At 67.5% G+C, this 26,643-nt stretch carries 28 protein-coding genes and 1 riboswitch; of the genes, 7 read left to right on the top strand and 21 right to left on the bottom strand.

The window, feature by feature from the left end; translation table 11 throughout:
• Window positions 1–5: 5 nt before the first annotated feature.
• The 11 genes from sphst_RS06445 to sphst_RS06395 form a co-directional block, all read right to left on the bottom strand.
• Window positions 6–725, bottom strand: a complete 720-nt coding sequence (locus sphst_RS06445; RefSeq protein ID WP_031395951.1) for a ribonuclease T2 family protein — start codon at window positions 723–725, stop codon at window positions 6–8.
• A 5-nt stretch (window positions 726–730) separates the two neighbouring features.
• Window positions 731–1,153 (bottom strand): hypothetical protein, encoded by a 423-nt coding sequence (locus tag sphst_RS06440; protein ID WP_031395952.1) that lies wholly within the window; start codon window positions 1,151–1,153, stop codon window positions 731–733.
• A gap of 66 nt (window positions 1,154–1,219) precedes the next feature.
• Window positions 1,220–2,065: a carboxylating nicotinate-nucleotide diphosphorylase gene (nadC, locus tag sphst_RS06435; protein ID WP_031395953.1), complete on the bottom strand. Its 846-nt coding sequence runs from the start codon at window positions 2,063–2,065 to the stop codon at window positions 1,220–1,222.
• The gene (gene nadA, locus sphst_RS06430) at window positions 2,062–3,066 is read right to left on the bottom strand and encodes a quinolinate synthase NadA (RefSeq protein ID WP_031395954.1); all 1,005 of its coding nucleotides are present in this window, start codon (window positions 3,064–3,066) and stop codon (window positions 2,062–2,064) included. The genes nadC and nadA overlap by 4 nt, the downstream gene beginning before the upstream one ends.
• A gap of 14 nt (window positions 3,067–3,080) precedes the next feature.
• A complete protein-coding gene (locus sphst_RS06425) occupies window positions 3,081–3,821 on the bottom strand; it encodes a DUF4230 domain-containing protein (protein ID WP_056406027.1) in 741 nt (246 codons plus the stop codon).
• On the bottom strand, window positions 3,806–4,657 hold the full coding sequence (locus tag sphst_RS06420) for an MBL fold metallo-hydrolase (RefSeq protein WP_031395957.1): 852 nt from the start codon (window positions 4,655–4,657) through the stop codon (window positions 3,806–3,808). The genes sphst_RS06425 and sphst_RS06420 overlap by 16 nt, the downstream gene beginning before the upstream one ends.
• Window positions 4,658–4,805: 148 nt before the next feature.
• Window positions 4,806–6,428 (bottom strand): M56 family metallopeptidase, encoded by a 1,623-nt coding sequence (locus tag sphst_RS21485; RefSeq protein ID WP_107045321.1) that lies wholly within the window; start codon window positions 6,426–6,428, stop codon window positions 4,806–4,808.
• Window positions 6,425–6,793, bottom strand: coding sequence for a BlaI/MecI/CopY family transcriptional regulator (locus sphst_RS06410; RefSeq protein ID WP_031395259.1), 369 nt, complete (start codon window positions 6,791–6,793; stop codon window positions 6,425–6,427). The genes sphst_RS21485 and sphst_RS06410 overlap by 4 nt, the downstream gene beginning before the upstream one ends.
• Before the next feature lie 351 nt (window positions 6,794–7,144).
• On the bottom strand, window positions 7,145–7,471 hold the full coding sequence (gene grxD / locus sphst_RS06405; protein WP_031395260.1) for a Grx4 family monothiol glutaredoxin: 327 nt from the start codon (window positions 7,469–7,471) through the stop codon (window positions 7,145–7,147).
• A gap of 10 nt (window positions 7,472–7,481) precedes the next feature.
• Window positions 7,482–7,712 (bottom strand): BolA family protein, encoded by a 231-nt coding sequence (locus tag sphst_RS06400; RefSeq protein WP_031395261.1) that lies wholly within the window; start codon window positions 7,710–7,712, stop codon window positions 7,482–7,484.
• A gap of 4 nt (window positions 7,713–7,716) precedes the next feature.
• Window positions 7,717–8,040 carry a DUF1476 domain-containing protein gene (locus sphst_RS06395; protein ID WP_031395262.1) on the bottom strand — a complete coding sequence of 108 codons (324 nt, stop codon included), beginning with the start codon at window positions 8,038–8,040 and terminating at the stop codon, window positions 7,717–7,719.
• A gap of 150 nt (window positions 8,041–8,190) precedes the next feature.
• Between sphst_RS06395 and sphst_RS06390 the strand changes: the two genes are divergently transcribed.
• Window positions 8,191–8,388, top strand: coding sequence for a hypothetical protein (locus tag sphst_RS06390; protein WP_031395263.1), 198 nt, complete (start codon window positions 8,191–8,193; stop codon window positions 8,386–8,388).
• Between the two features lie 24 nt (window positions 8,389–8,412).
• Here the strand turns inward: sphst_RS06390 and sphst_RS06385 are convergent, their stop codons facing one another.
• From sphst_RS06385 to sphst_RS06350, 9 genes are all read right to left on the bottom strand, one after another.
• The gene (locus sphst_RS06385) at window positions 8,413–9,411 is read right to left on the bottom strand and encodes an NADPH:quinone oxidoreductase family protein (RefSeq protein WP_031395264.1); all 999 of its coding nucleotides are present in this window, start codon (window positions 9,409–9,411) and stop codon (window positions 8,413–8,415) included.
• Window positions 9,374–10,003 (bottom strand): 3-isopropylmalate dehydratase small subunit, encoded by a 630-nt coding sequence (leuD, locus tag sphst_RS06380; protein ID WP_031395265.1) that lies wholly within the window; start codon window positions 10,001–10,003, stop codon window positions 9,374–9,376. The genes sphst_RS06385 and leuD overlap by 38 nt, the downstream gene beginning before the upstream one ends.
• Window positions 10,000–10,125 (bottom strand): hypothetical protein, encoded by a 126-nt coding sequence (locus sphst_RS21480; protein WP_260171550.1) that lies wholly within the window; start codon window positions 10,123–10,125, stop codon window positions 10,000–10,002. The genes leuD and sphst_RS21480 overlap by 4 nt, the downstream gene beginning before the upstream one ends.
• The gene (gene leuC, locus sphst_RS06375; protein ID WP_107045320.1) at window positions 10,122–11,561 is read right to left on the bottom strand and encodes a 3-isopropylmalate dehydratase large subunit; all 1,440 of its coding nucleotides are present in this window, start codon (window positions 11,559–11,561) and stop codon (window positions 10,122–10,124) included. The genes sphst_RS21480 and leuC overlap by 4 nt, the downstream gene beginning before the upstream one ends.
• A 125-nt stretch (window positions 11,562–11,686) precedes the next feature.
• Window positions 11,687–12,619 carry an NAD(P)/FAD-dependent oxidoreductase gene (locus tag sphst_RS06370; RefSeq protein ID WP_031395268.1) on the bottom strand — a complete coding sequence of 311 codons (933 nt, stop codon included), beginning with the start codon at window positions 12,617–12,619 and terminating at the stop codon, window positions 11,687–11,689.
• Between the two features lie 109 nt (window positions 12,620–12,728).
• The gene (locus sphst_RS06365; RefSeq protein ID WP_031395269.1) at window positions 12,729–15,041 is read right to left on the bottom strand and encodes a glycoside hydrolase family 127 protein; all 2,313 of its coding nucleotides are present in this window, start codon (window positions 15,039–15,041) and stop codon (window positions 12,729–12,731) included.
• Between the two features lie 141 nt (window positions 15,042–15,182).
• Window positions 15,183–15,392, bottom strand: a complete 210-nt coding sequence (locus tag sphst_RS06360) for a hypothetical protein (protein WP_037527415.1) — start codon at window positions 15,390–15,392, stop codon at window positions 15,183–15,185.
• A gap of 93 nt (window positions 15,393–15,485) precedes the next feature.
• A complete protein-coding gene (locus sphst_RS06355; RefSeq protein ID WP_031395270.1) occupies window positions 15,486–16,058 on the bottom strand; it encodes an ankyrin repeat domain-containing protein in 573 nt (190 codons plus the stop codon).
• Window positions 16,059–16,128: 70 nt separating this feature from the next.
• Window positions 16,129–17,829 (bottom strand): catalase, encoded by a 1,701-nt coding sequence (locus tag sphst_RS06350; protein WP_043157617.1) that lies wholly within the window; start codon window positions 17,827–17,829, stop codon window positions 16,129–16,131.
• Window positions 17,830–18,049: 220 nt separating this feature from the next.
• Window positions 18,050–18,288: riboswitch (cobalamin riboswitch) on the top strand.
• Window positions 18,289–18,456: 168 nt separating this feature from the next.
• Here sphst_RS06350 and sphst_RS06345 point away from each other — a divergent pair.
• Window positions 18,457–20,628, top strand: coding sequence for a TonB-dependent receptor (locus sphst_RS06345; RefSeq protein ID WP_043156331.1), 2,172 nt, complete (start codon window positions 18,457–18,459; stop codon window positions 20,626–20,628).
• A 127-nt stretch (window positions 20,629–20,755) separates the two neighbouring features.
• On the top strand, window positions 20,756–21,889 hold the full coding sequence (locus sphst_RS06340; RefSeq protein WP_107045319.1) for a hypothetical protein: 1,134 nt from the start codon (window positions 20,756–20,758) through the stop codon (window positions 21,887–21,889).
• A gap of 113 nt (window positions 21,890–22,002) precedes the next feature.
• Here the strand turns inward: sphst_RS06340 and sphst_RS06335 are convergent, their stop codons facing one another.
• Window positions 22,003–22,287 carry a hypothetical protein gene (locus sphst_RS06335; RefSeq protein WP_031395767.1) on the bottom strand — a complete coding sequence of 95 codons (285 nt, stop codon included), beginning with the start codon at window positions 22,285–22,287 and terminating at the stop codon, window positions 22,003–22,005.
• Window positions 22,288–22,517: 230 nt separating this feature from the next.
• On the opposite strand from sphst_RS06335, the gene sphst_RS06330 reads away from it, so the two are divergent.
• From sphst_RS06330 to sphst_RS20870, 4 genes are read left to right on the top strand one after another with little or no spacing between them, the layout of a single operon-like run.
• Window positions 22,518–24,071: an ATP-binding protein gene (locus sphst_RS06330; RefSeq protein ID WP_166746192.1), complete on the top strand. Its 1,554-nt coding sequence runs from the start codon at window positions 22,518–22,520 to the stop codon at window positions 24,069–24,071.
• Window positions 24,068–24,664 (top strand): response regulator transcription factor, encoded by a 597-nt coding sequence (locus sphst_RS06325; protein ID WP_031393582.1) that lies wholly within the window; start codon window positions 24,068–24,070, stop codon window positions 24,662–24,664. The genes sphst_RS06330 and sphst_RS06325 overlap by 4 nt, the downstream gene beginning before the upstream one ends.
• A 23-nt stretch (window positions 24,665–24,687) precedes the next feature.
• The gene (locus sphst_RS06320; RefSeq protein WP_051916297.1) at window positions 24,688–25,059 is read left to right on the top strand and encodes a hypothetical protein; all 372 of its coding nucleotides are present in this window, start codon (window positions 24,688–24,690) and stop codon (window positions 25,057–25,059) included.
• Window positions 25,049–26,524 (top strand): DUF2779 domain-containing protein, encoded by a 1,476-nt coding sequence (locus tag sphst_RS20870; protein ID WP_234387497.1) that lies wholly within the window; start codon window positions 25,049–25,051, stop codon window positions 26,522–26,524. The genes sphst_RS06320 and sphst_RS20870 overlap by 11 nt, the downstream gene beginning before the upstream one ends.
• The last annotated feature ends 119 nt before the right edge of the window (window positions 26,525–26,643 follow it).

The raw sequence follows: 26,643 nt of genomic DNA, 5'->3' as shown, positions 1-26,643 counted from the left end.
GCGGGTCAGGTCTCGCCGCGCCAGATCCTGATCGGCGTGCCCTGCGCGACCCCGCCTGCGTGCGCGGGGCAGCGCTTGTAACGGAAGGCGGTGTCGAGACAGATCCATAGCTCGTCGAGCCAGCCCTGCTTGGTCGTCGTAACCCGCATCATTGCCGCGTTAAGGCCGGGATTGGCCTTCGCCATCGCCCTGGCGAACTGCCCGGCGGTCAGCGGGCTTCGCGACAGGGTGTCCATGTCGGGATAGCGCAGCTTGGCGTAGAGGCGGCTCGACTGGCGGAAATAGCGTGCGGGCTGATAGCCCGGCATGCAGGTCCCGTGCTTGGCCCATTCATGCTGGATCAGCTGCGCCGACGGCGTCGTGCAGAGCTGGCGCTTGATCACTGCCTGCGGGACGATCGCGGTCGCGCGGCAATATTGCGGCCAGGTCTTGCCCGCGCCGTCGGGCCACAGGCCGTGGAGCGTGAAGCCGAACCGGTTGCCCGCCCCGCACTGGAACCGCGCGCTCGGCTGGTCGCCCTTCTCGCGGCAATATTGCGGGGCCCAGGTGATGGCGAGCGTATAGCTAGCGATCGGCAGGATCCGCGCGGGTTCGCGCGCGGACGGCAGGTCGGGGCGGACGCGGTCGGTGCCGCCGATGGGCGCCGAACAGCTATAGGCCTGCGCCGCGGCAATGCCCGGCGCCGACAGCCCGGCGACGATGATCATGCCCGCGAGCCGGTTCATCCGTGTCATGCCTCGATCTCCTCCTCGGCATCGTCGTCGATGCCACGGTCCGCGACCTCGTCGAACCAGGCGCGCGCTCGGGGCCGGAACAGCAGGACGATCGGCAGGATCGTCAGCACGAGCTGCGCGATCGTCAGCATCCCGATCAGCCCCGTCGCGAGCACCCCCGTCGCGACCTGCAGCATCACCCCAGCCGCGCCGAGCACCGTCAGCGCGACGAGCAGCCACAGGGCAACCCGGCTACCCCTGCGCGTCGTCAGGATCAGCAGCAGCAGCGACAGTCCGACACCGAACGCCGTTACCCCTGCCGCCAGTGCGAAGCCGCCCTGCGCAACCGCGGCATCCCAGGTCAGCACGCTGACCGCGATCAGCAGACCGATCGAGGCGAGATACAGCCATTCGGCCAATACAACGGATTTGGGACGCATTTTCACCCTGTTCACTTCGCGATCATGTCGTGGCGGCACGATACCGCGTCTCTGCCCGCGCGCCAGTTAAAGCGTCGCGAAATCGAGCCCGATATCGGCGGCGGGCGCGGACTGGGTCAGCCGTCCGACCGAGACATAGGTGACCCCGCTCTCGGCGATCGCGCGGATCGTGTCGAGCGACACGCCGCCCGATGCTTCTGTCGGCACGCGGCCATCGACCAGCGCGACCGCATTGCGGAGGATCTCGGGTGGCATATTGTCGAGCAGCAGATGCGTCGCCCCCGCCGCCAGCGCGGGCTCGATCTGGTCGACACGGTCGACCTCGACGATGATCTGCGCGATGCCCGCATCCCTCGCCCGGCGCACCGCCTCGCCGACGTCGCCGGCGACCGCGACATGATTGTCCTTGATCATCGCCGCATCCCACAGCCCCATGCGGTGGTTCTTCGCACCGCCCATGCGCGTCGCATATTTCTCCAGCACGCGCAGGCCCGGGATGGTCTTGCGCGTGTCGAGCAGGATGGCGCCGGTGCCCTGCATCCGATCGACATAAGCCCGCGTCATCGTCGCCACACCCGACAGGTGCTGGACGGTGTTCAGCGCAGACCGCTCGGCTGTCAGCATCGCGCGCGCGTGGCCCTCGATCCGCATAAGTTCGGTCCCCGCAGCGACCGCCTGCCCGTCCTCCACGAGATGCTCGATCCGCACCTCGGGATCGAGCGCGCGGAAGAACGCATCGGCGAGGGCGAGACCGGCGACGGTGATCGCATCGCGGCTGTCCATCACCCCCGCAAAGCGCGCCTCGGCGGGGATCACCGCCGCAGAGGTGATGTCGCCGATCGTGCCCAGATCCTCGGCAAGCGTCGCAGCGACGAACCTATCGATGTCGAAGCCCGCCAGCGCTGCACTCACGAACGCAGCCCGCTCGTCTGCGCCGGGCCGAGATCGCCCATCCCGACGGTGCCCGAGGCCATCGCCAACATCGCATCGAGGCTCTTCTTCGCCTGGAGCCGCAGCCCCTCCTCGATCTCGATCCGCGGCGACAGGTCGCGCAGCGCGACGTACAGCTTCTCCATCGTGTTGAGCGCCATGTACGGGCAGATGTTGCAGTTGCAGTTGCCGTCCGCGCCGGGCGCACCGATGAACCGCTTGTTCGGCAACGCCTTTTCCATCTGGTGGATGATATGCGGCTCGGTCGCGACGATCAGCGTGTCGCCCGGCATCGCCATCGCATAATCGAGGATGCCGCGCGTCGACCCGATATAATCGGCATGGTCGAGGATGATCGGCGGGCATTCGGGATGCGCGACGATCGGCGCGCCCGGATTGGCGGCCTTGAGCTTGAGCAGCTCGCTTTCGCTGAACGCCTCGTGGACGATGCACACGCCCGGCCACAACAGCATCTCGCGCCCGGTCTTGCGCACCAGATAGCCGCCGAGATTGCGGTCCGGCCCGAAGATGATCTTCTGGTCGGCGGGCAGCTGCGACAGGATCTTCTCCGCCGACGAGGACGTCACGATGATGTCGGACAGCGCCTTCACCTCGGTCGAGCAGTTGATGTACGTCAGCGCGATGTGATCGGGATGCTTGGCGCGAAACGCCGCGAACTGTTCGGGGGGACAGCTGTCCTCGAGGCTGCAGCCGGCATCCATGTCGGGCAGCACGACGATCTTGTCGGGCGACAGGATCTTGGCGGTCTCCGCCATGAACCGCACGCCGCAGAAGGCGATGACATCCGACTCGGTCGCCGCCGCCTTGCGCGACAGGTCGAGGCTGTCGCCGACGAAATCGGCAATGTCCTGCAATTCGGGCTTCTGGTAATAATGCGCGAGGATGATCGCGTTCTTCTCCTTGCGGAGCCGCTCGATCTCGCCGCGAATGTCGATGCCCGCAAAATTTTGGTGGAGTTCCATTGTCGTATCCCGGTTTAGTTGCGGTTCCCTAGCACGTCCTGCAGCGAACGCGACGTGTCCCATCGCTCGGTCGACGCCTGCGCCTCGTCGGCGAAGCGCACGCTGACGGTCGCATCCACCCCTGCGGCGCGCAGCGGCATCGCGAAGCTCCGCTCGACCGCACGCCGCGTCGCGTCGCGCGCCAGCCGGATCATTGCGGGCTCGCGCGCCTGGCGGACCAGCTCGATCTGGCCCGCGCGCCGGTTGGCGGTGTCGAGCCGCTTCTCCGCATCGGTCAGCGTCGCCAGCACGCCGCCCGAACCATATTCGCGCAGCGCATTGAGGTCGATCTGCGGCCCCTCCACCTCGACCGGCGGCAATCGCACCGCGAGCGTCCGCGTCGCGGCATCCCAGGCGACGTCGCGCTGCGACAGCTTGCCGAGATCGACCTCGTAGCGGACCATCCCCGGCATGATCAGCGTCTTCTCGGTGGTGAAGCCCAGTTGCGACTGGCGCGACGTCACCACCGCGACGAACCGCGCGGCAAAGGTCGACAGCCGATTCTGTTCGCGCAGCCCCTCCAGGCTCGCGCTAGCGATCGTCGTCGGGTCGGGGGTCAGGCGGCTCTGCACGTACCGCTGCACGCCCCACAGAGCGATCAGTGCGGCCAATGCGAGCAGCACCAGCACCCCCGCCCCCTTGGCCAGGAACGACCCGACCCCGCTACGCCGCGCAGTGTCCGTGCTGCGGCTGTCCTCGTTCACGCCATCCGCCATGCACCATCCCCTTCCGTCTCGCCGACCAGCCCGCGACCGCGCAGGTCGTACAGATGCGCGAGCACAGATCCCTCCGCCCCCGGCACTAGCCGCGGATCGAGCCCGACATACATGCGCTCGACCAGCGCCGCGACACCGCGCGGCGTCTCGCGCAGCAAACGGAGGATCTGCCCCTCGCGCTGCTTGCGGTGGCCGAGCATCCCGCGCACCAGCCGCTGCGGCCGCTCGATCGCCTCGCCATGCCCTGGATAATAGACACGGTCGTCGCGTCCCAGCAGCCGCTCGAGGCTCGCCATATAATCGGTCATGTCGCCATCGGGCGGCACGACCACGCTGGTCGACCAGCCCATGACGTGATCGCCCGAGAACAGCGCCCCGCTCTCGCGCAGGGCGAAGGCGAGATGGTTCGACGTATGCCCCGGCGTCGCGATCGCCTCGAGCGTCCAGCCCGCCGCGCCGACCGTCTCACCGTCGGCCAGCACGCGATCGGGTGCATAGAGCGCGTCGAACGAACTATTGGCCGCGGCACCGGGCACGAACGCGGCGGCACCGACGATCGGCGCGCCGGTCGCGGCCTGCAACGGGCGCGTCGCCGGACTATGGTCGCGGTGATGATGCGTGACGACGATCGCGGCGACGGGACGGCCATCGATCACGCGCAGCAAGGCATCGAGATGCGCGGGATCGTCAGGCCCGGGATCGATCACCGCCAGCGCGGTCGTCCCGACGATATGCGTCTGCGTGCCGGTGAAGGTATAGGGCGACGCGTTCGGCGCGAGCACGCGGACGACGAGCGGCTCGAGCTGGATCGGGATGCCGGTCGGATGCTCAGCCATGCCCCCGAAATGGCGGCTGGCGGCGCGCATGGCAAGACCCGAACCCGAGACCCCGCCGCCCGACCCTGTGATACCACCCCGATCCCGTCATCCGGACGAAAGTCAGAGTCCAGGGCCGCAGGCACCGCCCCCTACCCCAGAATGCCGGTCAATCCCGCTTGGCCATGTCGGCCTGGACCTCGGCCATACCCTCGTCGATACCGGCCAGCGCCTCGCGGCGTTGCGCAGCGGTCATGTCGGTGTTCTTCTCGATCGACGCCCGCGCGATTTTCAGACTGGCGAGTGCGGAGGCGTAGGCGCTCGCCTCGATCTCGCGGCTGTTGATCGCGGCGGTCGCGGCGTCGGCGGCGGCCTGTTCGATGCGATTGGTGCAGATGACCATCTTGCGCACGCCGCCTTCGGTCCGGTCGATCACATGGTGCTTGCCCGGCCCGTCCTTGCCATCGACGCAGGTGCGTTCGGTCACCTCGGGTACCATCCCCGACGCGACGATCGTGCTGCCCGGCTTCGCACGGATGACCCGCGTGCTGACGGTCTTGCCGTCGCGCGTGACGATCGTCGTGACCTGACGCGCGTCGGCGGGGCGTTCGGTAAGCGGCGCAGCGGGCGCGACAGGCGCTACGGGTGCGACCGGGGTCAAGACTGGCATAGGTGGCAGAGGTGGCAGGGGCGCCGCCGGGGCGACCGGCGCCACGCGGTCCTCGACACCGGCACGGATCGCCGTGGCGGCCTTGGTGCCCGAAGCGGTCAGCGCGAGCCCCGTCGCGACCAGCAGGCCGACCGAGGCCGCCCCCGTCGCGATCCGGCCGCGTGAAATCCGAGAAGTCGTCAACATGCGCAATCTCCCTTTCAGATCGGTGATGGTGTGGAGGTGACACGCGGCCGACACCGCGCCGCCATGCGCCGCCTTGACGATCGCGCAGGCATAGATGTGGCGGTCGACCGCGGACCGGCCGGCGAGCACGCGTGCGTCGTTGGCAAGCTCCTGGTCCGCGCGGAACCGGCGAAACGCATGCCAGGCGACCGGGTTGAACCAGTGGAGCGCGAGCACGATCAACGCCACCCAGTTGGCGAACAGGTCGCCACGCTGGTGATGGCCAATCTCGTGTGCCAGCGCCAATTCGCACTCGTCCGCGTCATAGCGATCCGCGAAATCACGCGGAAACGCGACGTAGCGGCGGACGAGACCGAAGGCGAGCGGACCCGGCGCCGCCGCGGTGGCGATCACGCGCACCCCGTCGCGGTCGTCGAGCCGGTCCGCGCTGTCGAGCATCCGCCGGCAGAACCGTCGATGCTGAAGCAGATGCCAGACGAGCAGCCCGAGCGCCCCGACCGCCCATGCGGCCCCCAGCGCGCTGCCGAGCCCGCCGCCGAACAGTCCCGCAAGGACCGCGCCGAACGACGGCTCCATCACATCGGGTGCCGCCGCAGCCGTCATTGTCCCCGTCGTGGCGACCGTTGCAGCGGGTGCGATCATATAGACGCTGATCGTCTCGCCAGCGCGCGTAATGGGCGTCGCCGCCGCGTGCCACGACTCTGGCATCGACGGCAGCACGAGCCGCAACACGGGCAGCGCCCAGAGCGCATAGGCGACCTGCGCCCCGAAGGCGCGGCGCACCGGCGCGCGGACCAGCAGCACGACGAGCATCAGCAGCGTCGATGCAATCAGCGCGTCGCTCGCCCAGCCCGCGAGCGCGGCCGTATCGATCGATTGGAGGGCGGCGGCAGGGCCGTCTCCGATCCCCCCGGAAAGGATGGGCCCCGCGCTCATGCCTTGAGATCCTTCAGCAACGCCTCGATCTCGGCAATGTCCTGCGCGGTCAGTTCGTCGCGTTCGGCAAGATGCGCGACCAGCGGCGTCAGCCTGCCGCCGAACAGCCGGTTCATCAGCCGCCGCGATTCGCCTGCCACATAATCGCCACGCGCGACGGTGGGACGATAAAGATAGCGCCGGCCATCCTCCTCATGCGTGATCGCCGATTTCGCGATCAGCCGCCCGAGCAGGGTCTTGACCGTGTTGGCACTCCAGCCGCGCGCCGGGTCGACGCGTTCGGCGACATCCTGCGCGCTCAGCGGGGATTCGTCCCACAGCACCTCCATGACGCTGTGCTCGGCATCACTGATCCGTTCGGCCACGACTCACTCCTTACTGACTACGCTTGTAATCAGCTCGTTTACGGTCGTAGTCAATGTCAGTTTCTTACGGTCTAGCGATCGACGCCGATGACCGTCTTTGTCGGGCTTCTTTACGATCAGCGGCCGGCGCTGCGGCCAATTAACCACCGAGACCGGCGAAAGTCGGCAACTCGGGCGAACTGGCACATCATCTGCACCGTCCGATGCGTTACCGAGCGTTCAGCGCTTATGCAGGGTGGACGGGTCGCTGTCATTCAGGTCTCGCACCGGTCCACCCTCACCCGGCACCCTGCAAGCCCCGACCGCACGGCGGCCAGATACCCCCGCGCGATCCAGAGCCTCGTCAAATACTCAGCCTGCCGCCTTCTGCGCGTCCAGGACCTGCTTCAGTTCGCCGCTCTCGTACATCTCCATCATGATGTCCGATCCGCCGAGGAATTCGCCGTCGACATAGAGCTGCGGGATCGTCGGCCAGTCCGAATAGGCCTTGATGCCCTGGCGGATGCCCTGGTCCTGCAGCACGTCGACGCTCTCGAACTCGACCTCGAGATGGTTGAGGATCGCGATCGCGCGGCTCGAAAACCCGCATTGCGGGAACAGCGGGCTGCCCTTCATGAAGAGTACCACGGGGTTGGCCTTCACCAGCGCGTCGATGCGCGCGTGCGTGTCGTCAGTCATGTCGTCGTCCTTATGCAATCACGGTGGTCAGTTGCAGCGCATGAAGGACGCCGCCCATGCGGCCCCCCAGCGCGTCGTAAACGCTCTTGTGCTGCTTCACCCGGCTCAGCCCGGCAAAACTCGCGCTGGTCACGCGCGCAGCATAATGATCGCCGTCCCCGGCCAGATCGGTGATCTCGACCTCGGCATCGGGAATGGCGTCGCGAATCATCGTGCGGATATCGTCGGCGGTCATCGGCATTGGATTACTGGGCCTCCATCAATTGGCGACGCGCCTCGATCATCTGCGTCGCCAGCGCACGGCGCACCGTCGCCTCGTCATGGTCGAGACCCGCGGCAGTCATGTCGCCGACCAGCTTGCGTACGACATCGTCGTCGCCCCCGCCTTCGAGATCGGCGTGAACCAAGGCCGTCGCATAGGCGTCGCCCTCCTCGCGGGTCAGCCGCATCTCGGCCGCGGCCCATTGCCCCAGCAACCGATTGCGCCGCGCCGTGACACGGAATGCGAGTTCATCGTCGCGGGCAAATTTTGCCTCGAAAGATCGCTCGCGATCGTCAAAAGTCGTCATGGCGCACGTGTTCCCTCCAGCGTGTCGAGCTTAGCAGATAGGTAGCGGTCCGCGGCTCCGCAATAATTTGGTGCGGCTCTGGAACAATGCCGGCACATCCATCATCTATAAGACAGTCACGTGACACAGGGCACGGGCATGGAGAGTAGAATGACTGGCCACCATCCAAGGAGCATTTCGCCGCCGTCCGACACCGCCGTATCGCGTCACCCCGCAGCGCCGCCGATCGGTGCCAGTGGTCATGGTCGCGGTCGATTCCCTTCGATCGCGCATGGCATGGCACTCGGTGCGGCCGCATCCGCGATCCTGTGGATGGCGATCGTCATGACGATCTCGCGCCTGCTCTGAACCGGCACGGCGCGAGAGACATCATCAGCCGAATTCGACGACCAGCTTCCCGATCGCGGCGCGTGCGGCCATCTTCGCGATCGCCTTGCCACCGTCCTCCAGCGCGAACAGCTCGGTCACCCGCGGCGCGATCTTGCCGTCGCGCCACAGCTCGAAGAGCGTTTCGATATGCGCCTGGTTGGCCTTCGGGTCACGGGCAGCGAACGCACCCCAGAATACGCCGCACACGTCGCAGCTCTTGAGCAAAGTCAGGTTGAGCGGCAGCCGCGGGATACCGGCGGGGAAGCCGACGACCAGATACCGCCCCTCCCAGGCGATCGAGCGCAGCGCGGGCTCGGCATAGTCGCCACCGACCGGATCATAGATCACATCGGCACCCGCCTTGCCGACGGCTGCCTTGAACTGCTCGGCCAGCGCCTTGGACTGGTCCTTGTCGAACGGCGCGCGTGCATAGACGATCGTCTCGTCGGCACCCGCCGCACGCGCGGCGGCCGCCTTCTCCTCGGACGAGACAGCAGCGACGACCCGCGCACCGAACGCCTTGCCAAGCTCGATCGCCGCCAGCCCGACGCCGCCCGCCGCGCCCAGCACGAGCAACGTCTGCCCCGCTTTCAAATGCCCACGGTCGAGCAAGGCATGGATCGTCGTGCCATAGGTGAGGATCAGCGAAGCGCCCTCCGCAAAGTCGCGCCCCTCGGGCAGGCGGTAGAGCTTGGCCGGGTCGGCAACGACCTTTTCGGACAGTCCGCCATGACCGAGCATCGCGATCGCCCGGTCGCCGACCGCCCAGCCCTCGACCCCGTCACCGACCTCGGCGACGATACCCGCGATTTCGCCGCCGGGTGCAAAGGGGCGTTCGGGCTTGAACTGATATTTGTCCTCGATGATCAGCACGTCGGGAAAGTTGATCGCGCAGGCCTTGACGGCGATCACGACCTGGCCCGGCGCGGCGACCGGATCAGGCAGTTCCGACAATATCAGAGTTTCAGGTCCGCCCGACGCCTTCGACAGCAATGCCCGCATAACCGCTTTCCCTCTCCAGAAAGGGGCGATGTTCGGCCACCGCCTCCTCGAATTTTGAAATCGCGGTATCTCTTGCCAGTGTCAGCCCGACCTCGTCCAGCCCCTCGATCAGGCATTGCCGGCGAAACGCGTCGAGATCGAAGACGAAGCGGTCCTGGAACGGCGTGGTGACGGTCATCGATTCGAGGTCGATCGTCACGCTGTCGGTCCGTGCAACCTCGATCAGCCGGTCGATCGCATCCTGCGGCAGGACGGCGGCGATGATGCCGTTCTTGAACGCGTTGCCCGAGAAGATGTCCGAGAAGCTCGGCGCGATCACCGCGGCGATGCCCATGTCGGCGAGCGCCCAGGCGGCGTGCTCTCGGCTCGACCCGCAGCCGAAATTGTCGCCCGCGATCAGGATTGGCGCGCCGGCATAGCGCGGATCGTCGAACAGATTGTCCGGCTGCGCGCGGACCGTCTCGAACGCGCCGCGCCCAAGCCCCGTCCGCGTGATCGTCTTCAGCCAGTGCGCGGGGATGATCACATCGGTATCGACGTTCTTCGCCCCCCAGGGATAGGCGCGCCCCGAAACCGTCGAAACCGGCTTCATCGCGGGCCGGTCTCGGTCGGGGCGACACGACCGGTACCCGGCAGCGTCCGCGCCGCCGCCATATAGGCCGCAACACCACTCATCACCGCGCCGGCCATCAACAGCATCATCACACGCTTCATAACTCATGTCCCATCAGGTCGCGCACGTCGCTCAGCCGGCCCGTGACCGCGGCCGCGGCCGCCATCGCGGGCGAGACGAGATGCGTGCGCGCACCCGGCCCCTGCCGTCCGACGAAATTGCGGTTGCTCGTCGAGGCGCAACGCTCGCCCGGCGGCACCTTGTCGGGATTCATCGCCAGACACATCGAGCAGCCAGGCTCGCGCCATTCGAAGCCCGCGCCGGTGAAGATCCGGTCGAGCCCCTCGGCCTCGGCCTGACGCTTCACGAGGCCGGATCCGGGGACCACCAGCGCGCGGACACCATCGGCAACCCGTCGGCCGTTCGCGATCGCCGCAGCCGCGCGCAGATCCTCGATCCGGCTGTTCGTGCAGCTGCCGATGAAGACATGCTGGATCGCGACGTCCTGCATCGCGGTACCCGGCGTCAGCCCCATATAGTCGAGCGACTTGCGCGCCGCCGCCTGCTTGGCGGGGTCGGCAAAGCTCATCGGGTCGGGGACATGGCCGGTGATCGGCACGACGTCCTCGGGGCTGGTGCCCCAGGTCAGGCCCGGCGCGATATCGCTCGCCTGCAGCACGACTGTCTTGTCATAGGTCGCCGCCGCATCGCTCGGCAGCGTCCGCCACCAGGCCAGCGCGCGCTCCCACGCCTCGCCGCTCGGCGCCATCGGCCGGCCCTTGATATAGGCGAAGGTCGTCTCGTCCGGCGCGACGAGGCCGGCCCGCGCCCCCGCCTCGATCGACATGTTCGCGACCGTCAGCCGCCCCTCGATCGACATCGCGCGGATCACGTCGCCGGTATATTCGATCACGTGACCGGTCCCGCCCGCGGCGCCGAGCCGCCCGACGATCGCCAGAATCACGTCCTTTGGGCTGACGCCGAAGCCCAGCGTGCCGTCGACGCGGACCTCCATCGTCTTCGACTGGCTCAGCAACAGCGTCTGCGTGGCGAGCACATGCTCGACCTCGCTGGTGCCGATCCCGAAGGCGAGCGCGCCGAGCGCACCATGCGCCGACGTGTGGCTGTCGCCGCAGACCAGCGTCGATCCGGGCAGGGTGAAGCCGAGCTCGGGCCCCACCACATGCACGATCCCCTGCTGCACCGCGGTCGCGTCGATATAGTCGATCCCGAACTCGGTCGTGTTGCGACGCAGCGCGTCGAGCTGCTGCGCGCTTTCGGGATCGGCGATCGGCAGCGGCACACCCGCGGCGTCGACGCGTGCGGTCGTCGGCAGATTGTGGTCGGGCACCGCCAGCGTAAGATCGGGCCGCCGCACCCGCCGTCCGGCGACGCGCAGGCCTTCGAAAGCCTGTGGGCTGGTCACCTCGTGAACGAGGTGGCGATCGATATAGATCAAGCAGGTGCCATCGTCGCGCCGTTCGACGACGTGCGATGCCCAGATCTTTTCGTAGAGGGTCTGCGGACGGGTGGCCATGCGGCCCCGTTAACTGATAATGCCTGCCGCGCAAAGGTTCGCGGCAATTTTCATGCGCCGGACCATGACCGGATCGCGTCGATGCGTGGTCCGCGTGACGAACCGCGCGGCGCTGGGATCCGTCGTTACGCGTCTGCCAGCATCTGCTCGGCAAGGCGTCGGCCGGATAGCCAGCCGCTCTCGATCCGCGGCGCCAGCAGCCAGTCGCCCGCCGCCCCGATCCCCTCGCCCGCATTCCAAAGGCAGCCGGACTCGCCCGCCGCGGCGCGGGCATAGCGCCAGCGATGACCGACACGGACGATCGGCACGGGCAGCGCGTCGGGACACTCCGCGGCGAGCGCCGCCTGCAGCTGATCGACCACCGTCTCCGCCGCGTCTTCCAGATGATCGCGGGACCAGTCTGGCGTCGCCTGGACGACCCAGGCCTCCGGACCATCGCGGCCGGGTTTCGCGCTGTTGCGCGCGGCCCAGCCGATGATGCCGCGATCCTTCAGCACGTCGTCGGGAATCGATAGCGGCGTCTCGAACGCGAACATCGCCGTCCAGCACGGCGCCGACCGGCTGTCCGTCGCGACGCGCGCCATCGCCGCGTCATGCGGTGCGAGGAGCGCCGCCGCCTGTTCCGCAGGGATCGCGACGACGACGCTGTCGAACAGCTTCGCTTCGCCGGGATCGAGCTGCCACCCCGTCGCCGTCTTGCGCAGCGCGGTGACCTGGGTGTTCCAGCGGACGTCCGTCTGCGCTGCGAGATGCCCGACGATCGCGTTCATCCCCGGCATCCCGACCCAGGCATCGGGCCCCGCCGCGGGCCAGCGCGCGACGACGCCCGCCGCCGCCCAGCCCTGCATCGCCGCCACGAAATCTGGGTCGCGCATCGTCAGATATTGCGCGCCATGGTCGAACGCGATCATGCCGCCGGGCGTCTCGATCCGCCGCGTCGCCATCCGACCACCCGCCCCGCGTCCCTTGTCGAACAGTGTCACCTCGCAGCCGTCCTGCTGGAGTCGCAGCGCACAGCTCAGGCCCGCAATTCCTGCACCAATGATCGCAACCTTCATGACGTCTCCGATCGACGATCCGCGGGGTGGCCCGATAACGCCCCCAGACCTAACCGACCAGCCGGAAATCCCCCGGCTTTACCGTCCAAACCTATTTCCGTCGTACCGGTCAGATCGTCTCGGATCGCATCGTCCGCACCGTATAGACCTCGACCCCCTGCCATGTGTCGGAGTCGAAGCGGACGCGAATTTTCGACTTGCCGCGCGTGGTCTCGGGCGGCAGCGTATAGGTCCGGACGTTGCGGGCGGCGGTGACGTCACCCGTGAGCCGCTCGCGCGCCAACGGCGTACCGTCGACCGAGATCCGAAAATCTTTGTTGCGCTGCCCGCCGCCATATTCGACCTGCAGCGTCAGCGGCCCCGGCGCGACCGCCAGGTCGAATTCGAAATATCCGACGTTCACGTTGCGGCTACGGTCGGCGACATGCGACACCGCCGCCGAGTTGCCGCTGTCGGCGAACGCGTGATCGACCTCGGGCTGCTGCTCGCCCAGCCGGATCACATCGACCGTCCGCGCGGCCAGCGCCGCCCGCTCCTGCGACGCACGCGCCCAGGCGAGCTGCGCAGTCGGCCACTCGGCGGTGCCGAACCGGCGGAAATAGACGGCGGTGCGGTTGTCGTGCTGCGCGAAAAATGGCCGCAGCATCAGATCACCTGGCTTGCCCTGCCCGCCCAGTCGATACCGGTGCAACCCGCCTGCCGCCGCCAGCACGGGTTCCGTCCGGTCGGTGACGAGCGCGGGGTCCGGCCCGTCGGACCGACCGTCCTTCGCGCCCATATCGGCGGCCAGGACCAGCGGGCCGCTGAGGAACGCGATCAGCCTGGGATCGTCGGGCATCGCTTCGACGCGCAACGGCATGGGCAGCGACAAGGCGATCCAGTCGCCCGCCTTGAGCCCGGTCAGCAGCAGATAGCCGCCGTCGCGCACGCCGGCCGTTCTGCCGTTCACCTGCAACAGCGGCGCGGCGCACCAGCCGGGCACGCGGAGCGCCAGCATCCGTGGTGCCGTCCTGACCGCGATCCGCACCGTGTCGCCGAGCGGGAATTGCGTATCGATGTCGAGTTTCGCCTCGGGGGCATCCAGCGTGGAAGCATAATAGAGGTTGATCGCAACCGCATCGCCGCGCTTCCAGTAGATGCTCTCGCCATGCTTCGAATGGCTTTCCATGCCCGACCCGACGCAGCACCAGAAATCCTCGGTCGGGCTCGAATGCACGCGCCCCATGCCCGGCGCCAGCGCAGTGAAATAGGTGAACATCCCCGTGTCGGGGTGCTGCTGACTCATGATGTGGTTGAGATGCGCGCGCTCGTAAAAGTCGAAATAGCGCGCATCGCCGGTCCAGCCATAGAGATGCCGGGTCAGGCGCAGCATGTTGTAGCTGTTGCACGCCTCGCACGTCTGCTGGTCGAGCCGCTGGGCAAGCTTGCGCGGCTCGCCGAAATGCTCGTGGTCCGAATTGCCGCCGATGACATAGCTGTGGTCGCGCGTCACGATCGTCCAGAACGACCGGGCGGCCCTGGCATGGTCGGTATCGCCGGTCAGCTCATGCAGCCGCGCCTCCCCCACGATCTTCGGGATCTGGGTGTTGGCGTGGTGACCCGCGAGGTCGTCTTGCGCGTCCCTGAGCGGGTCGACGATCGCGTGATGCCGCAACCGTTCGGCAAGCGTCAGCCAGCGGCGATTGCCGGTTCGCGTGTACAGCTCGGCATAGGATTCGGTCAGCCCGCCATGCTCGGTCCGCAGGATGTCCTGCACCTGGACGTCGCTCAGTCCTTCCAGGATCGTGCCGAGATAGGTCCCGAGCCCGATTGCGACGGCCAAACCATCGGCAAGCCCGGCATGCCGGTGCGCGTCGAGCACGCCCGCCATGACCTTGTGATAGGTGTACAGCGGCACCCACCCTTCATTCAGGCTGAACCCGGTCGACCGGATCTCCCGCTTGCGCAGCTCCTCGTACACGACCTTGCCATCGACGGTCTTGCCGTCGCGCTCGACGGTCGTCCCGCCTGCATAGCCATCCCCCTGCTTCCGCTGGATCGCCTTGAGTTCGGCGACGATATAGGCCGCGCGGTCACGGAATTGCTGGTCCCCCGTCTGCGCATAGACCAGCGACAGCGCGCTGAGATAATGGCCGAGCGAATGCCCGGCGATCCCGCGCGACTCCCATCCGCCATAGACTTCGCCCTTGGTCGGCAACCCTGCCCCGGCATGGAAATTGTGCAGCAGACGGTTCGCATCGAGCGACAGCAGATAGCGCTGGTTCGCCTGCACCGACGTCAGGAAGATCGACGGCCGCAACCGCACCTGCGACAGCGGAAAGGGGGTCGCTGCCGAGGTTGCATCCGCCGCCGCCAGGGCGAATGGCGGCACCGCCCCCAGTGCGATCCCCGCGCCTAGCGCACCGCGACGCGTCCAACCCATGTCACTCTCCCAGCCACGTCTTTAGACACAGGCTATCGGCTTCACTTGTCGGAGTAAATCCCGCGACTGACATCTGCTGACGGTGTGATCGTGAACATCGGTGCGCCGTGATCCAGACCCGGCCGCACTAGCGTGAGCGTCTCAGTCGCGCGGCGCGCGAGCGATCACCGCCTGCGCGGCTCGGAGGCGGGCCTTCCATATCTTGACCGACGGATGCCCGGCCGCGAGGCCGGCGAGCCGCCCCTCGATCTGGACGGCCTCGTGCTTGGCTGCGTCGAGCTCGGCGGCTGTCGGCGCAGGCTGGATATTGGCGCGCGCGTGTGCGCCGGTGCGTCCCTTGCTCTTGGTCATGGCCAACGCGATGGCCCCGGATGCCGCGCCGCGTCAATGCGGAACGGCAGCGACACGGCCCGCTGCGGCACCCGGGACGCCCGAAGACTTGCGTCAGCGCTTCACGCGTTCCGCCATCGCGGCGTTGCCCTGCCCGGCCGCGACCGAACCTGCCGATCGTCCCGCCGCATCCTGGATCGTCCGGTCCGCACCCGCCGCCAGCAACAGCTCGACCTGCGCCCGCCGATTGAACAGCGACGCCATCATCAGCGCGGTCTGCCCGGCATGATTGCGCGCGTTCACGTCGCACCCTGCCTTCAGCAGCCGTGCCGCGATCGCATCCTCGCCCTTGAACGCGACACCCATCTGCGCGCTGTTGCCCTGGTCGCGATCCGGACGGCAGGCGTCGGCGCCCTTGCCGATCAGCGCGTCCACGGTGGCAAGCTGTCCGTTATACGCCGCCAGGATCAGGGGCGTGAAACCGCGCTCGTCATAGGCATTGATGTCGGCGCCGGCCTTGAGCAGCGGATCGATCATGTCCGTGCGGCCGAGCCGGGCCGCCTCGAACAGCAGCTGCTGGCGACGCTCGGGTGATGGCAAGGCCGCGACCGCAGGGGGCGTGCGTCGCTCGGTCGCAGCGGCCTGTGGACCGGCTGCGGCGAGCAGCGCGGCAAGATAAGTCAGCATCGTCGGTCTCGATTCCTTGAAGTCTGCCATGGCAGGAAGCGCGCGCCGTCGCGCACCCCCTGCCCCGGGATCAGCGGGCGCCCTGGCCCGGGTTGGCGGCGCGATAGTCCGCCACCGCGCGCGACACGTCGGCGATCGGCACGTTCACCGCGGTTGCCAGGCGCGTGCCGAAGTCCTTGTCCGCCTGGTAGAAGTAGCTGACCATGATCGTCTTCGTCCGCGCCGACGTCACGACATTGAGATCACCCGCCAGGTTGGTCACCAGATCCGCCTTGTCCTGCGGCTTCAGCGCCCGGTAGAATTCGCCCGCCTGGGCGAAGTTGTTGGTCTTGGCGATCGGCTTCGCATCGACGGTCGCGTCGATGCCATAGGGCGCGGCGCGGAAGCGGGCATCGGTCGACTTTGCCGCGGTCGCCGCCGGGAAATAATTCACGTCGGACGCGCGGTTGGCGTGGTCGAGCTGGCCGTCCTGGTAATTGTTGACGACGCTCGCGAGCGGACGATTGACCGGCAACTGCATCGCATTGGCGCCGATGCGATAGCGCTGCGTGTCCGAATAGGAAAACAGCCGCCCCTGCAGCATCCGGTCCGGCGACGCCTCGATCCCCGGCACGAGGTTGGCCGGTGCGAACGCCGACTGCTCGGTATAGTCGAAGAAGTTGGTCGGCACCTTGTTGAGCGTCATCTCGCCGATCTTGCGGAACGGCACGCCCAGCCATTCCTTGGTATCGTCGAACGGATTATAGTCGAGCTTGGCGAACGCCGACGCCGACATCGTCTGCACCATCAGGTCCCAGACGGGGAAGTTGCCCTTGCCGATCTCGCCATAGAGATCATCGGTCAGGTAGTTCCATGTCGCGGTCGCCACCTGCGCGCCGTTCAGGTTGCGCACGCCCTGGCGGCTGATCCAGCGGAACTTGGCGAACACCGTTTCACCCTTGGCATTCACCAGCTTGAAGGCATGGACGCCGTTGCCGTCCATTGTCCGGTAGGATGCCGGCGTACCGAGGTTCGAATAGACATGCGCGAGCATGTTGGTCGCCTCGGGCGTGGCCGAGAAGAAGTCGAAGAAGCGATTGGGGTCCTGCTTGTTCGTCACCGGCGAGGGCTTGAGCGCGTGGATCATGTCCGGAAACTGGATCGCGTCGCGGATGAAGAAGATCGGCAGGTTGTTGCCGACCAGATCCCAATTGCCCTGATCGGTATAGAATTTGGTCGCAAAGCCGCGCGGATCCCGCATGCCCTCGGGGCTGCCCGAGGGGTGGATCACGGTCGAGAAGCGGACGAACACCGGCGTCTGCTTGCCGGGCATGAACAAGGATGCACCGGTGATGCTCGAAATGTCCGCGGTCGCGGTGAACACGCCGTGGGCACCGGTTCCGCGGGCATGGACGACGCGCTCGGGCACGCGCTCACGGTCGAAGCGTGCGAGCTTCTCGATCAGCGTCGTGTCCTCGAGCAGGACGGGGCCAAGGTCGCCCGCCGCCTTCGAGTGGCGGTTCTCGCCGATCGGCGCACCATTGTCGCGGGTCATCTGCGGCGCGGCGACACTGGCTGAATCACCCTTGGCTTCGACGGTGCCGGCAACCCCGGCCTGCGCCAGCGCGGGCTTGCCGGCGCTGGACGGTGCCGCCGCGGTCGTCATGCGGGTTTCCGCCTGCGTCTCGGCCGGCGCCACCGTCTGCGCGGCGACCGGCTGAATCATGGCACCAGCCGATGTCGCAGCCAGCAGCATCGCCGTCACGGCCTGACGGCTCTTCACGTTCTTCATCTCGATCCCTTAATCCTGCATGCCATCAGCGTGGCATTTCCGCACAGAGCGTGCGGCACCGCCGCCTCCTGATCGAGGACGCGCATCGCGCCAAACGGAGCTTCTGGATCACAGCAATCGAGCGGGACGATCGAGCCGCCATCGCGCCGCTCGCCGGACGATTGCCGAACGATCCTGACCGGGATAGACCGGCGCCGCTGACCTGTTCGATCCGAGCAGGGCGGCATGATCGCGTCGGTGCCCCGAAAGGGGCTTAATAGGGAACGCGGTGAGGGTGGTTCGCCACCTGAAGCCGAGGCTGTCCCTGCAACTGTAAGCGGCGAGCGAGATGCATTTCGCTTCTTCCTGCAAAGGAAGGGGCAGCCACTGGGCCAGACGTTTCGTCATGAGGGCCTGGGAAGGCCGTGCATCGTGCGAGGACCCGTGAGCCAGGAGACCTGCCGGCGTCTGGTCGCTCTTGCCTGGCCCAGGGGGTGGCCGCGGCACGGTACTCCGTCGAGCGACGACGTGTGCGGTGGGGACCGCACGGGCATGCGTGCCGGTCGCAATCGCGTCCGGCTGGCGCGGATGTCGGCCGTTCGCGGGAGGTCCCTGCCGGGTTCGCCAGACGCCCGGGGGATTACCGTAATGCCGTTCCTATTGTCTCGCCTCGCGCTCGCGGGGGCTATTCTGTCGCCTGTCTTCGCAGCACAAGTCCACGCCCAGTCCGTTCCGGATCCCGATACCAAGGACATCCTGATCGTCGGACAACATGCCCAGGACACGCTCACCACGCCGAATGGGACCGGCAGCCGCCTAGGCCTCACGCCGCTCGAGACTCCCGCGACGATCTCGGTCATCGACGGCGCCACGATCCGCGCGCGCGGCGACCTGTCGGTGATCGACGCGACGAGCCGCGCACCGGGCATCAGCAATGCGGGCAATCCCGGCAATGGCGGTACCGCGCTCGCCGCGCGGGGCTTCAGCGGTCAGGGATCCGTGCTCCAGCTCATCGACGGCATCAGGCTGTTCCCGGCGGCCGGCACGATCACCTTTCCGACCGATCCGTGGATGGTCGAGCGGATCGACATCCTGAGCGGCCCGGCCTCGGTGCTCTACGGCCAGGGCGCACTGGGCGGCGCGGTGAATGTCGTGATGCGCAAACCCGATACGCAGCAGACGCACGTGGAGGGCGAGATCGGCTATGGCTCGCAGGACAGCTTCCATCTCGCGGCAGGCGCAGGGGGGCCGATCACCGAGCGCCTCTCTTACCGCATCGACGGCAGCTATCGCCGATCGGACGGCTATGTCGATCGCGGCCAGTCGCGCAGCCATGCCGTGTCGGGCACGCTGCGCTGGGCGCCGACCGACACGCTCGTCGTCACCGTGCGGGACGATTATGGCGACCAGAAGCCGATGCGCTATTTCGGCACACCGCTGATCGACGGTCGGCTCGACGACCGCATCCGGGAACGCAACTACAACACACGCGACGGCTCTATCCGATACCGCGACAACCGCACCAGCCTGCAGGTTGACTGGACGCCGAGCGATGCGGTCACCGTCAGCAACCAGGCCTATCGCCTCACCTCCAAACGCTCCTGGCTCAATCTCGAAACCTATTGCTGGATCGCCGCGGACGGCGTCTGCGCCAACGGCAGCGGCAACACCGGCACGCCGGGCGGCATCCTGCGCACCGACATGACCGGCATCGTCCACGATCAGACGCAATGGGGCGATCAGGGCAGCGTGACGCTCCGAACACAGATTGCCGATGGCGTCGGCAATGACCTTGTCATGGGCTTCGACGTCAACCTCATCAAACTGACCTACTCCCACAATTTCGGGTCTGACCCGCAGGTTTCGGAGGTCGATCCCTTCGCGTTCGATCCCAGTCTGATCGTCGACACCCAGGGGATCGCACCGCGCTATCGGACGCGGACCACCGAATATGCGGTCTTTGCCGAGGACCGGCTGAAGCTCGGCACGCACGTCTCGATCGTCGGTGGCGTGCGCTACGAGCGCGACACGATACGCCGCTGGTCGATCGACTATCCGGGCGGCGCCGGCACCGAGACGTTCGTGCTCGACAAGCGGCTGCACAATCTGACCTGGCGGGTCGGAAGCGTCTATCAGCCTATCCCGACGGTGTCGCTCTATGCGCAATATGCCACCGGCGTGGACCCGCTGGGGACGCTGACGACCTATTCGACCGGGCAGGTGCAGTTCAGCAACGCGGTTGGCGACCAGGTCGAGGTCGGCGCGAAGGCCGTGTTCCTCGACGGTCGCGGCACCGCCACCCTCGCCGCCTACCGCATCGTCAAGAAGCGCTTGCTGGCACAGCTGACCCCGACGAGCCCGGTCGAGCAGGTCGGCCAGCGATCGGCCAAGGGTATCGAGGCCGCGGTATCGCTCGATCTGCCGTACGGTGTCGGCATCGATGCGAACGGCAGCGTGCTCGACGCGACGTTCGACGACTTCGTCTCCGGCGGCACGCGCTTTGACGGCAATACCCCGCCGGACGTGCCCGAGAGGCTCGCCAATCTCTGGCTGCGCTGGAACGCGACGCGTGCGCTCCAAGCACGCGCCGGGCTGCGCTACGTTGGACGACGCTATTCAGACAATGCGAACAGCTTCCGCGTCCCCAGCTACACCATGGTCGATGCCACGCTATCGTACGCGGTAACGCCGCGCCTGGCGGTCGATATCCACGGCTACAATTTGTTCGACCGGGACTCAGCGATCAGCACGTACAACAACCAGCAATGGGTCCTCGGCCGTCCCCGCGCGGTCGACTTCTCGCTTCGCGTCGGCTTCTAGCGCGCCCCGCGGCCGGCAGCCCTTGGGACGGGCCGCCGGCGATGTCGCCCCCCGGGAAAACCCCGGATAGCCGTTCGCGCGCGCGCCCGCCTAAGCCGCATGGCCACCCCATGAGGAGACATTGCGCATGCCGTTTTACCGGGCTTCCGAGCTGTTTACCCTGCGTCCCGTGCCGCCCACGCTCGGCAAGCCGGCATGGATGAACCTGCGCGCCGTGCCGCGGGCACCCTGGGCGGGGGAGCCGGAGGCACTGCGCGGGCCCGGCATCTACGGCATGTTCCATGACGACCGGCTCGTCTATGTCGGCCTATATGCCGGCAAGGCCGAGCGGCCCTTCGGCGGATCGGTCCTCGAGCGCTGGGAGAAGCACGTCACCTATCAGACGCTGCGCTCGCCCTATGTCACCTTCGCCCGTCGACATCTCAAGCATCTGCGTGCGCTCGCCGCCGCAGAGCCCAACGGACCGATCGAGACGATCGTCGCGATGCTGGCACTGAACGGCGATGAAAGCCCGCTTCTCCAGCGCAAGGGTGGCAGCTGCACCTTCGCCAAGGCGCAGCTCGCAGCCGCACACTGGGATGTGTTCGGGCCGGGGAACGAGGCCACGATGCTCGATCACCTCGGCTTCTCCTATCTCCAATTGCCGCGCGACCTGGCCGCGACCGTTCTCCCCGAGCCCGGGCAGCGGCCGAGCGCATGGGTGAAGAAGCATTGGCTGGCGCCGATCGAACGGGACCTCATTGCCGCGTTCATGCCGCCCTGCAACGACGGCACCGAACCCGGCGACGCGCCAGCGGTCGATCCGGTCGCGTTCGAGGAGCGGCTCGCCCGGCTGCTCGCCGACCGGCCCGCACCCGCCGTCGAAGATCTGGCCGGAGAGAGCGAGGCCGACGATGAAACCGACGGTGACGAGGAGGCGCTGCGCACCGAACCGACCGCCGCACCGAACGAGCGCGAGGCGCTGCTCGACGATCTCGCCCGGCTCTGCCCCGGCGCGCTGGAGATCTATTATACCGACGTTCCCGATCTGCGCATCCGGCCGCGCTCGCACGCACGCCGGGTGCTGCTGAACGTCTTTGCACATGGCGGTGGGCTCGCCTGCCGGACCAAGGCAAGCGTGGCGGCCTGCCGCGCGCTCGGCTTCGATGCGAACGACGCGCCGGCGGGCGTGTCGATGAGCGCGGCGTTTCCGATCGACCTGTCCCGCCACTCCGCGGCGGATCTGTTCGCAGTCGCCGGTGCCGCCCTCCCCGGCGACTGACCCGCTGGTCGGCAGAGCCGGCCATTCCATGATGTGCCCTGGCGAGCGACAAGCCCGTCAGGGCACCCGCCCTGCTGCGCAGACCTTCCGATTCCGCGTCTAAGCGCGGTTGCCTACGGATCGCTCCAGCGCCTGGCCCCCCACAGGATCAGATCGCGGCCGACGAGCACGACGCACACGTCGCCAATGGCAAACGCCAGACCCAGCCATGTCCATCCATGAGATAGCAGCAATGCGGGCCACGCGACGGCGAGCACGATCAGCAGCACGCCGATCGGCCGCGTCAGGCGGTTCCACCACCGCCGCGGCACGACCTGATGGCTGTAGACGATGACGCTGCCATCCTCCTGGTACCAGAGCTCGCGCACCTCGTGAATCGGATCAGGTCCTTCCGTCATCGTACGGCTGCGCCCGTTACGCGGTGACGATTCCGCGATCGCGAGACACTATGGGCTGGCATCGATACATTCCCGGGGCTGGCTCACGATCATCATGGCCATCGCCGCCGCGCCGAAAACCCGGGAATTTCCCCGATGGCCTATCGGCGCCGGATGCGGCTAGGCAGCCCTCAATGCCGCTGCCTCCCTCTCCGCCCCGCCTCTCGATCGGTGCCGTAGCCGGCAAAACAGTGCCACGATTGGCCGACCTTCCCTGGCTCATCGGCTATGCAGCAGCGTTTGCGGCCGCGCACCAGGCCGCGGCAGGATGGGGCGGTCAGGGCTTCTACTCGCTGCTCTATCCCGCCGCTGGCGTCAGGCTGGCGCTGCTGTGGAGCCGTGGCCCGCGGCTGACGCTAGCGGTGATGGCGACGGAACTGATCGTGCAGACGATCGCCGGCATCATCGTTCCGGGCCAGGCCGGCTGGCTGACCGCGGCAAACGGCGTCGCCCGGCCCGCGCTGACCTATGGCATCGTCGTCTGGCTGGTCCGCCACGTCGCGGCGCGGTCGCAATCGAGCCTCGGCGTCGCGCCGATGCCGCTCGGCCTCGCCGCAGTCACCGCGCCGGTCGCGGCGACCATGGCGGCGCTGCCCTGGACCTTGTTCAGTCCCGAATTAACGGGCGTCTCGGGCCTTCGTCAGACGGTGGCATCGCTGACGGGCTTTGTCGTCGGCGACCTGCTCGGCGTGTTGCTGATCGCCCCGCCCTTGCTCTGGGTGGTCCATGCGGGGCAGGACCGGCCCCGGGCACTGCACCGCCCGACGCTCCGCCAGCTTGCCGGACTGGCCGAAGCGGCCCTCGTCCTCGGCGCAGCGATCGCCGCGAGCACGCTGCTGGCCGAGATCGGGCTGGGCGTCCCCGCCGCCCCGGCGCTGCTCGCGGTCGCCTGGATCGGTTTGCGTTTCGGCCGCACCGCAGGCTGGTGCGCGATCGTGATCGTGGCGGCGATCGTCCTTCCCTTTACCGCGACCGACCTGCCCGTCGCGGAACGGCTCGCCTTGCACATGAGCCTCGCATCGATCGTCGTCGTAGGCTACCTCGCGGGCAGCTTTGCCGATGCGCAGGCGCGGGCGCAGAGCGACCTGTCGCGCCGCGACCGCATGCTGTTCCAGGCGGAACGGCTGAAGACGCTGCGCGCGATGTCGGTGGCGGTGATCCACGAGATCAGCCAGCCGCTTTCGACGCTGGCGATCGAGGCCAAGCACCTGCACGAGATCACCGTCGCCGCCGATCCGGACATCGCCCAGACCGCCGCGCTGATCGACCGCAAGGCGGCGGCGCTGTCCACGCTGGTCCGCCGGCTGCGTCGTTTCGGCGGTCGATCGGTCGACGAACCGAGCGCCCTGCCCCTGTCCGCGCTGGTCGAGACCGTCACGGCATTGACCCGTGCCGAAGCCAGGGCGGCGCGGGTCGTGGTGGAGGTGTCGCCGATCGATCCCGACCTGGTCGTCTTCGGCCAGGAGATCGAGCTCGCGCAGGCGGTGGTCAATCTGGTCCGCAATGCGGTGCAGGCGTGCGACGGTCGTGTCGCACTCTCCGCCCATCAGAACGATGACCGGGTCGTGGTCATGGTCGTGAACCGCTGCCCCGATCGGCGGGAAGCACGCCCCGGCATGGGCGTCGGGGCGCTCGTGGCGCGGGCGATCGTCGAAGCCCATGGCGGCACGGTGGAGCGTGTCACGCACGCCGACGGCACCATCTGCGCGACGCTATCCCTCCCGCGCCCCGGAGCCGAGCCATGACACTCCCCGCCAATCAGCCGGATCGTGCCGCCGTCTATGTCGTCGATGACGACCATGACCTCGGCGCGGCCGTCGCACGACTGCTCTGCCGTCACGGTCATGCCGCCGAACCCTTTCTCGACCCGGTCATGCTGCTGTCGGTCTACGCTGAAGCACCGGCGCTGTGCATCGTCACCGACATCATGATGGGCGACCTCGACGGCTTCGGCTTTGCCGACCGCGTGCGGATGATCGACCCCGCGGTTGCGATCGTCTTCATGACCGCGTGGCCGACAACCGCGAATGCCGTGGATTCGGTGCGGCGCTATGGCGGCCTCGATTATCTGGAAAAGCCGCTCGACGAGACACGCCTCCTCAGCGCGGTCGACGAGGGGGTCGCATGGTCCCGGCGCCAACGCAGCATCCGCGCACGAACCGCAGCCCTGTCGGCGCGCGAACGTCAGGTGTTCGACCTGCTCGTGCAGGGACATAGCAACAAGGCCGTTGCCGACATCCTCGGGCTCAGCCCCAAGACGGTCGAAGATCACCGCGCCGCCATCGTCGCCAAGACCGGCACCAACGGTCTTGCCCAATTGATCGCGCTCGCGCGGTGACCGCACCCTTTGACGGAGGTTTCATGCCGACCACCACGGCGATCGACGAGACGATGATCGAACGGGCCATTCTCGATTTGCTCAAGACCCGCCGCGAGATCTATCCGTCGCATATCGTCGGCGAATTGCGGCGCAGCCATGCGGGACTGCCGTTGGACCGCACGCGCGACGTGCTCGAGCGCCTTTTCATCGAACGACGCGTCGCGCGATTATGGCATCGCTACATGCTCCCGGCGGACGTCGAGCCGGTCCGCGCCAAATGGCTCGGCCTGATCGAACGCCAGGCCGAACGGATCGACGCGGTCGCGGTCGATCCCGCAACGTCGCGCGACGCGCGGGACCTCGTGATGCGCTGGGACGGATGGTCGATGGAGGGGTGTGATTTTGCCGCCTGACACGCTCTCGCCATCGCGCCTCGCCGCGTTCGAGCGGTGCCCGCGGCAATTGTGGCTAATGACGTTTCGGCCCGACAGCGCAGGCCTGGCGGACGATGCCGCCGATCGTCGGGCGACCGCGCATGTGATTGCTGCCGAGGCGCGGCGGCAAATGCCTGACATGGTCATGATCGACCCCGCCTCCGGTCGATCGGCAGCGTCAGCAGCGACGGGCGCAGCGATTGCGACGCGCCAGACCATCGCGGGCGCGCAGTTCCTGCACGACGGCGTTCAGGCGATCGTCGATATCCTCGAACCGGATGGCGACGGCTGGCGCATCATTGCCGTTCGCGGTTCGACCAAGGCAAAGCCGGACCATCTCGCCGCACTCGCGACTCAGGCCTGGGTCGCCGCCGCCAACGGCCTCCGCATCACATCGGTTCACGTCCGCCACCTCGATCGGGACTTCACACTGGACCGCTCGGGGGACCGCGGCGGGCTGTTCGTCGATACCGACGTGACCGCGGTGGTTGCGCCGATCGTGGCGACACAAGGCGCGCGCATCGGTGCGGCCAAGGCCTTGCTTACACAAAGCGAACCTGCGGCGATCGTCGGCGATCACTGCCACGCGCCGTACGCTTGCGCCTTCGTCGACCACTGCCATGAAAACTTGCCCGCAGGTCCGTACTGGCCCGTGACGATCCTGCCGCGCGGCGCAGGCAAAGCGTTCCTGCGCCGCGGCATCGACGACCTGACGCTCGTCCCAGTCGAGGATCTGCGCTCCGACACCGACCGCCGCGTCCACCGCGCCACGATGACTGGGCAGGTCGAGCATGATCCCGCGGGCGCTGCGCAGGCGATGGCCGGCTGGTCGTATCCGCGCATCTGGCTGGACTTCGAAACCGTCAGCGACGCGGTGCCGGTCTGGCCCGGCTGCTCGCCCTATGAGCAAAGGCCGTTTCAATTCGTCGCGGATGTCGAAGCCGCTGACCACGGCATCGTACGGCGCGAGTTTCTCGATCTGAGCGGCGATGATCCGCGTCGCGCCTGTGCCGAGGCGCTTGCCGCACTGCCATGGACCGGCGCGGTCATTGCCTGGCACGCCCGTTTCGAACGCGACGTCGTGCTGCGCCTCGCGCGTGCCTACCCCGATCTCGCCGCCGTGCTCGACAATCTCGCCGCGCGCATCGTCGACCTGCTGCCCGTCACCCGCGACCATTGGTACCACCGGGACCAGCGCGGAAGCTGGTCGATCAAGGCGGTCCTGCCGACGATCGCACCGCATCTTGATTATGCCACGCTGGCCGTACGGGACGGCGGCGACGCGGTCGCGGCGTATCGCGAAGCGGTCGACGTCGCATCTACGCCAGAGCGCCGCGCCGAACTCGATGCCGCCCTGCGCCTCTATTGCGGCCGGGATGTTGAGGCGATGCGGGTCGTTGCAGAACGGCTGATTGAACCGGGCCCGCCTTCCCCCGTTGCATAGACACGTCCAGGGCCCGCTTGCCACCGAACCGTTGCGTCTTCGGCCATCCAGTTTGCGTATCAAACCAGAGGCTTCGGGATTGACCTGTTGCGGAGAAACCGCCAGCGTTAGCGCTATCA

Source organism: Sphingomonas sp. STIS6.2 (assembly GCF_000732685.2).
GTDB classification, from domain to species: domain Bacteria; phylum Pseudomonadota; class Alphaproteobacteria; order Sphingomonadales; family Sphingomonadaceae; genus Sphingomonas; species Sphingomonas aerolata.
This window is presented reverse-complemented; position numbering and strand designations above follow the sequence as displayed.

Bases quoted from the DNA above. Each gene is read 5' to 3' on its own strand.
- sphst_RS06445 (WP_031395951.1), bottom strand. From the start codon at position 725: ATGAACCGGCTCGCGGGCATGATCATCGTCGCCGGGCTGTCGGCGCCG.
- sphst_RS06440 (WP_031395952.1), bottom strand. From the start codon at position 1,153: ATGCGTCCCAAATCCGTTGTATTGGCCGAATGGCTGTATCTCGCCTCG.
- nadA (WP_031395954.1), bottom strand. From the start codon at position 3,066: ATGGAACTCCACCAAAATTTTGCGGGCATCGACATTCGCGGCGAGATC.
- sphst_RS06425 (WP_056406027.1), bottom strand. From the start codon at position 3,821: ATGGCGGATGGCGTGAACGAGGACAGCCGCAGCACGGACACTGCGCGG.
- sphst_RS06420 (WP_031395957.1), bottom strand. From the start codon at position 4,657: ATGGCTGAGCATCCGACCGGCATCCCGATCCAGCTCGAGCCGCTCGTC.
- sphst_RS21485 (WP_107045321.1), bottom strand. From the start codon at position 6,428: ATGAGCGCGGGGCCCATCCTTTCCGGGGGGATCGGAGACGGCCCTGCC.
- grxD (WP_031395260.1), bottom strand. From the start codon at position 7,471: ATGACTGACGACACGCACGCGCGCATCGACGCGCTGGTGAAGGCCAAC.
- sphst_RS06400 (WP_031395261.1), bottom strand. From the start codon at position 7,712: ATGCCGATGACCGCCGACGATATCCGCACGATGATTCGCGACGCCATT.
- sphst_RS06395 (WP_031395262.1), bottom strand. From the start codon at position 8,040: ATGACGACTTTTGACGATCGCGAGCGATCTTTCGAGGCAAAATTTGCC.
- sphst_RS06390 (WP_031395263.1), top strand. From the start codon at position 8,191: ATGACTGGCCACCATCCAAGGAGCATTTCGCCGCCGTCCGACACCGCC.
- sphst_RS06385 (WP_031395264.1), bottom strand. From the start codon at position 9,411: ATGCGGGCATTGCTGTCGAAGGCGTCGGGCGGACCTGAAACTCTGATA.
- leuD (WP_031395265.1), bottom strand. From the start codon at position 10,003: ATGAAGCCGGTTTCGACGGTTTCGGGGCGCGCCTATCCCTGGGGGGCG.
- sphst_RS21480 (WP_260171550.1), bottom strand. From the start codon at position 10,125: ATGAAGCGTGTGATGATGCTGTTGATGGCCGGCGCGGTGATGAGTGGT.
- leuC (WP_107045320.1), bottom strand. From the start codon at position 11,561: ATGGCCACCCGTCCGCAGACCCTCTACGAAAAGATCTGGGCATCGCAC.
- sphst_RS06370 (WP_031395268.1), bottom strand. From the start codon at position 12,619: ATGAAGGTTGCGATCATTGGTGCAGGAATTGCGGGCCTGAGCTGTGCG.
- sphst_RS06365 (WP_031395269.1), bottom strand. From the start codon at position 15,041: ATGGGTTGGACGCGTCGCGGTGCGCTAGGCGCGGGGATCGCACTGGGG.
- sphst_RS06360 (WP_037527415.1), bottom strand. From the start codon at position 15,392: ATGACCAAGAGCAAGGGACGCACCGGCGCACACGCGCGCGCCAATATC.
- sphst_RS06355 (WP_031395270.1), bottom strand. From the start codon at position 16,058: ATGCTGACTTATCTTGCCGCGCTGCTCGCCGCAGCCGGTCCACAGGCC.
- sphst_RS06350 (WP_043157617.1), bottom strand. From the start codon at position 17,829: ATGAAGAACGTGAAGAGCCGTCAGGCCGTGACGGCGATGCTGCTGGCT.
- sphst_RS06345 (WP_043156331.1), top strand. From the start codon at position 18,457: ATGCCGTTCCTATTGTCTCGCCTCGCGCTCGCGGGGGCTATTCTGTCG.
- sphst_RS06340 (WP_107045319.1), top strand. From the start codon at position 20,756: ATGCCGTTTTACCGGGCTTCCGAGCTGTTTACCCTGCGTCCCGTGCCG.
- sphst_RS06335 (WP_031395767.1), bottom strand. From the start codon at position 22,287: ATGACGGAAGGACCTGATCCGATTCACGAGGTGCGCGAGCTCTGGTAC.
- sphst_RS06325 (WP_031393582.1), top strand. From the start codon at position 24,068: ATGACACTCCCCGCCAATCAGCCGGATCGTGCCGCCGTCTATGTCGTC.
- sphst_RS06320 (WP_051916297.1), top strand. From the start codon at position 24,688: ATGCCGACCACCACGGCGATCGACGAGACGATGATCGAACGGGCCATT.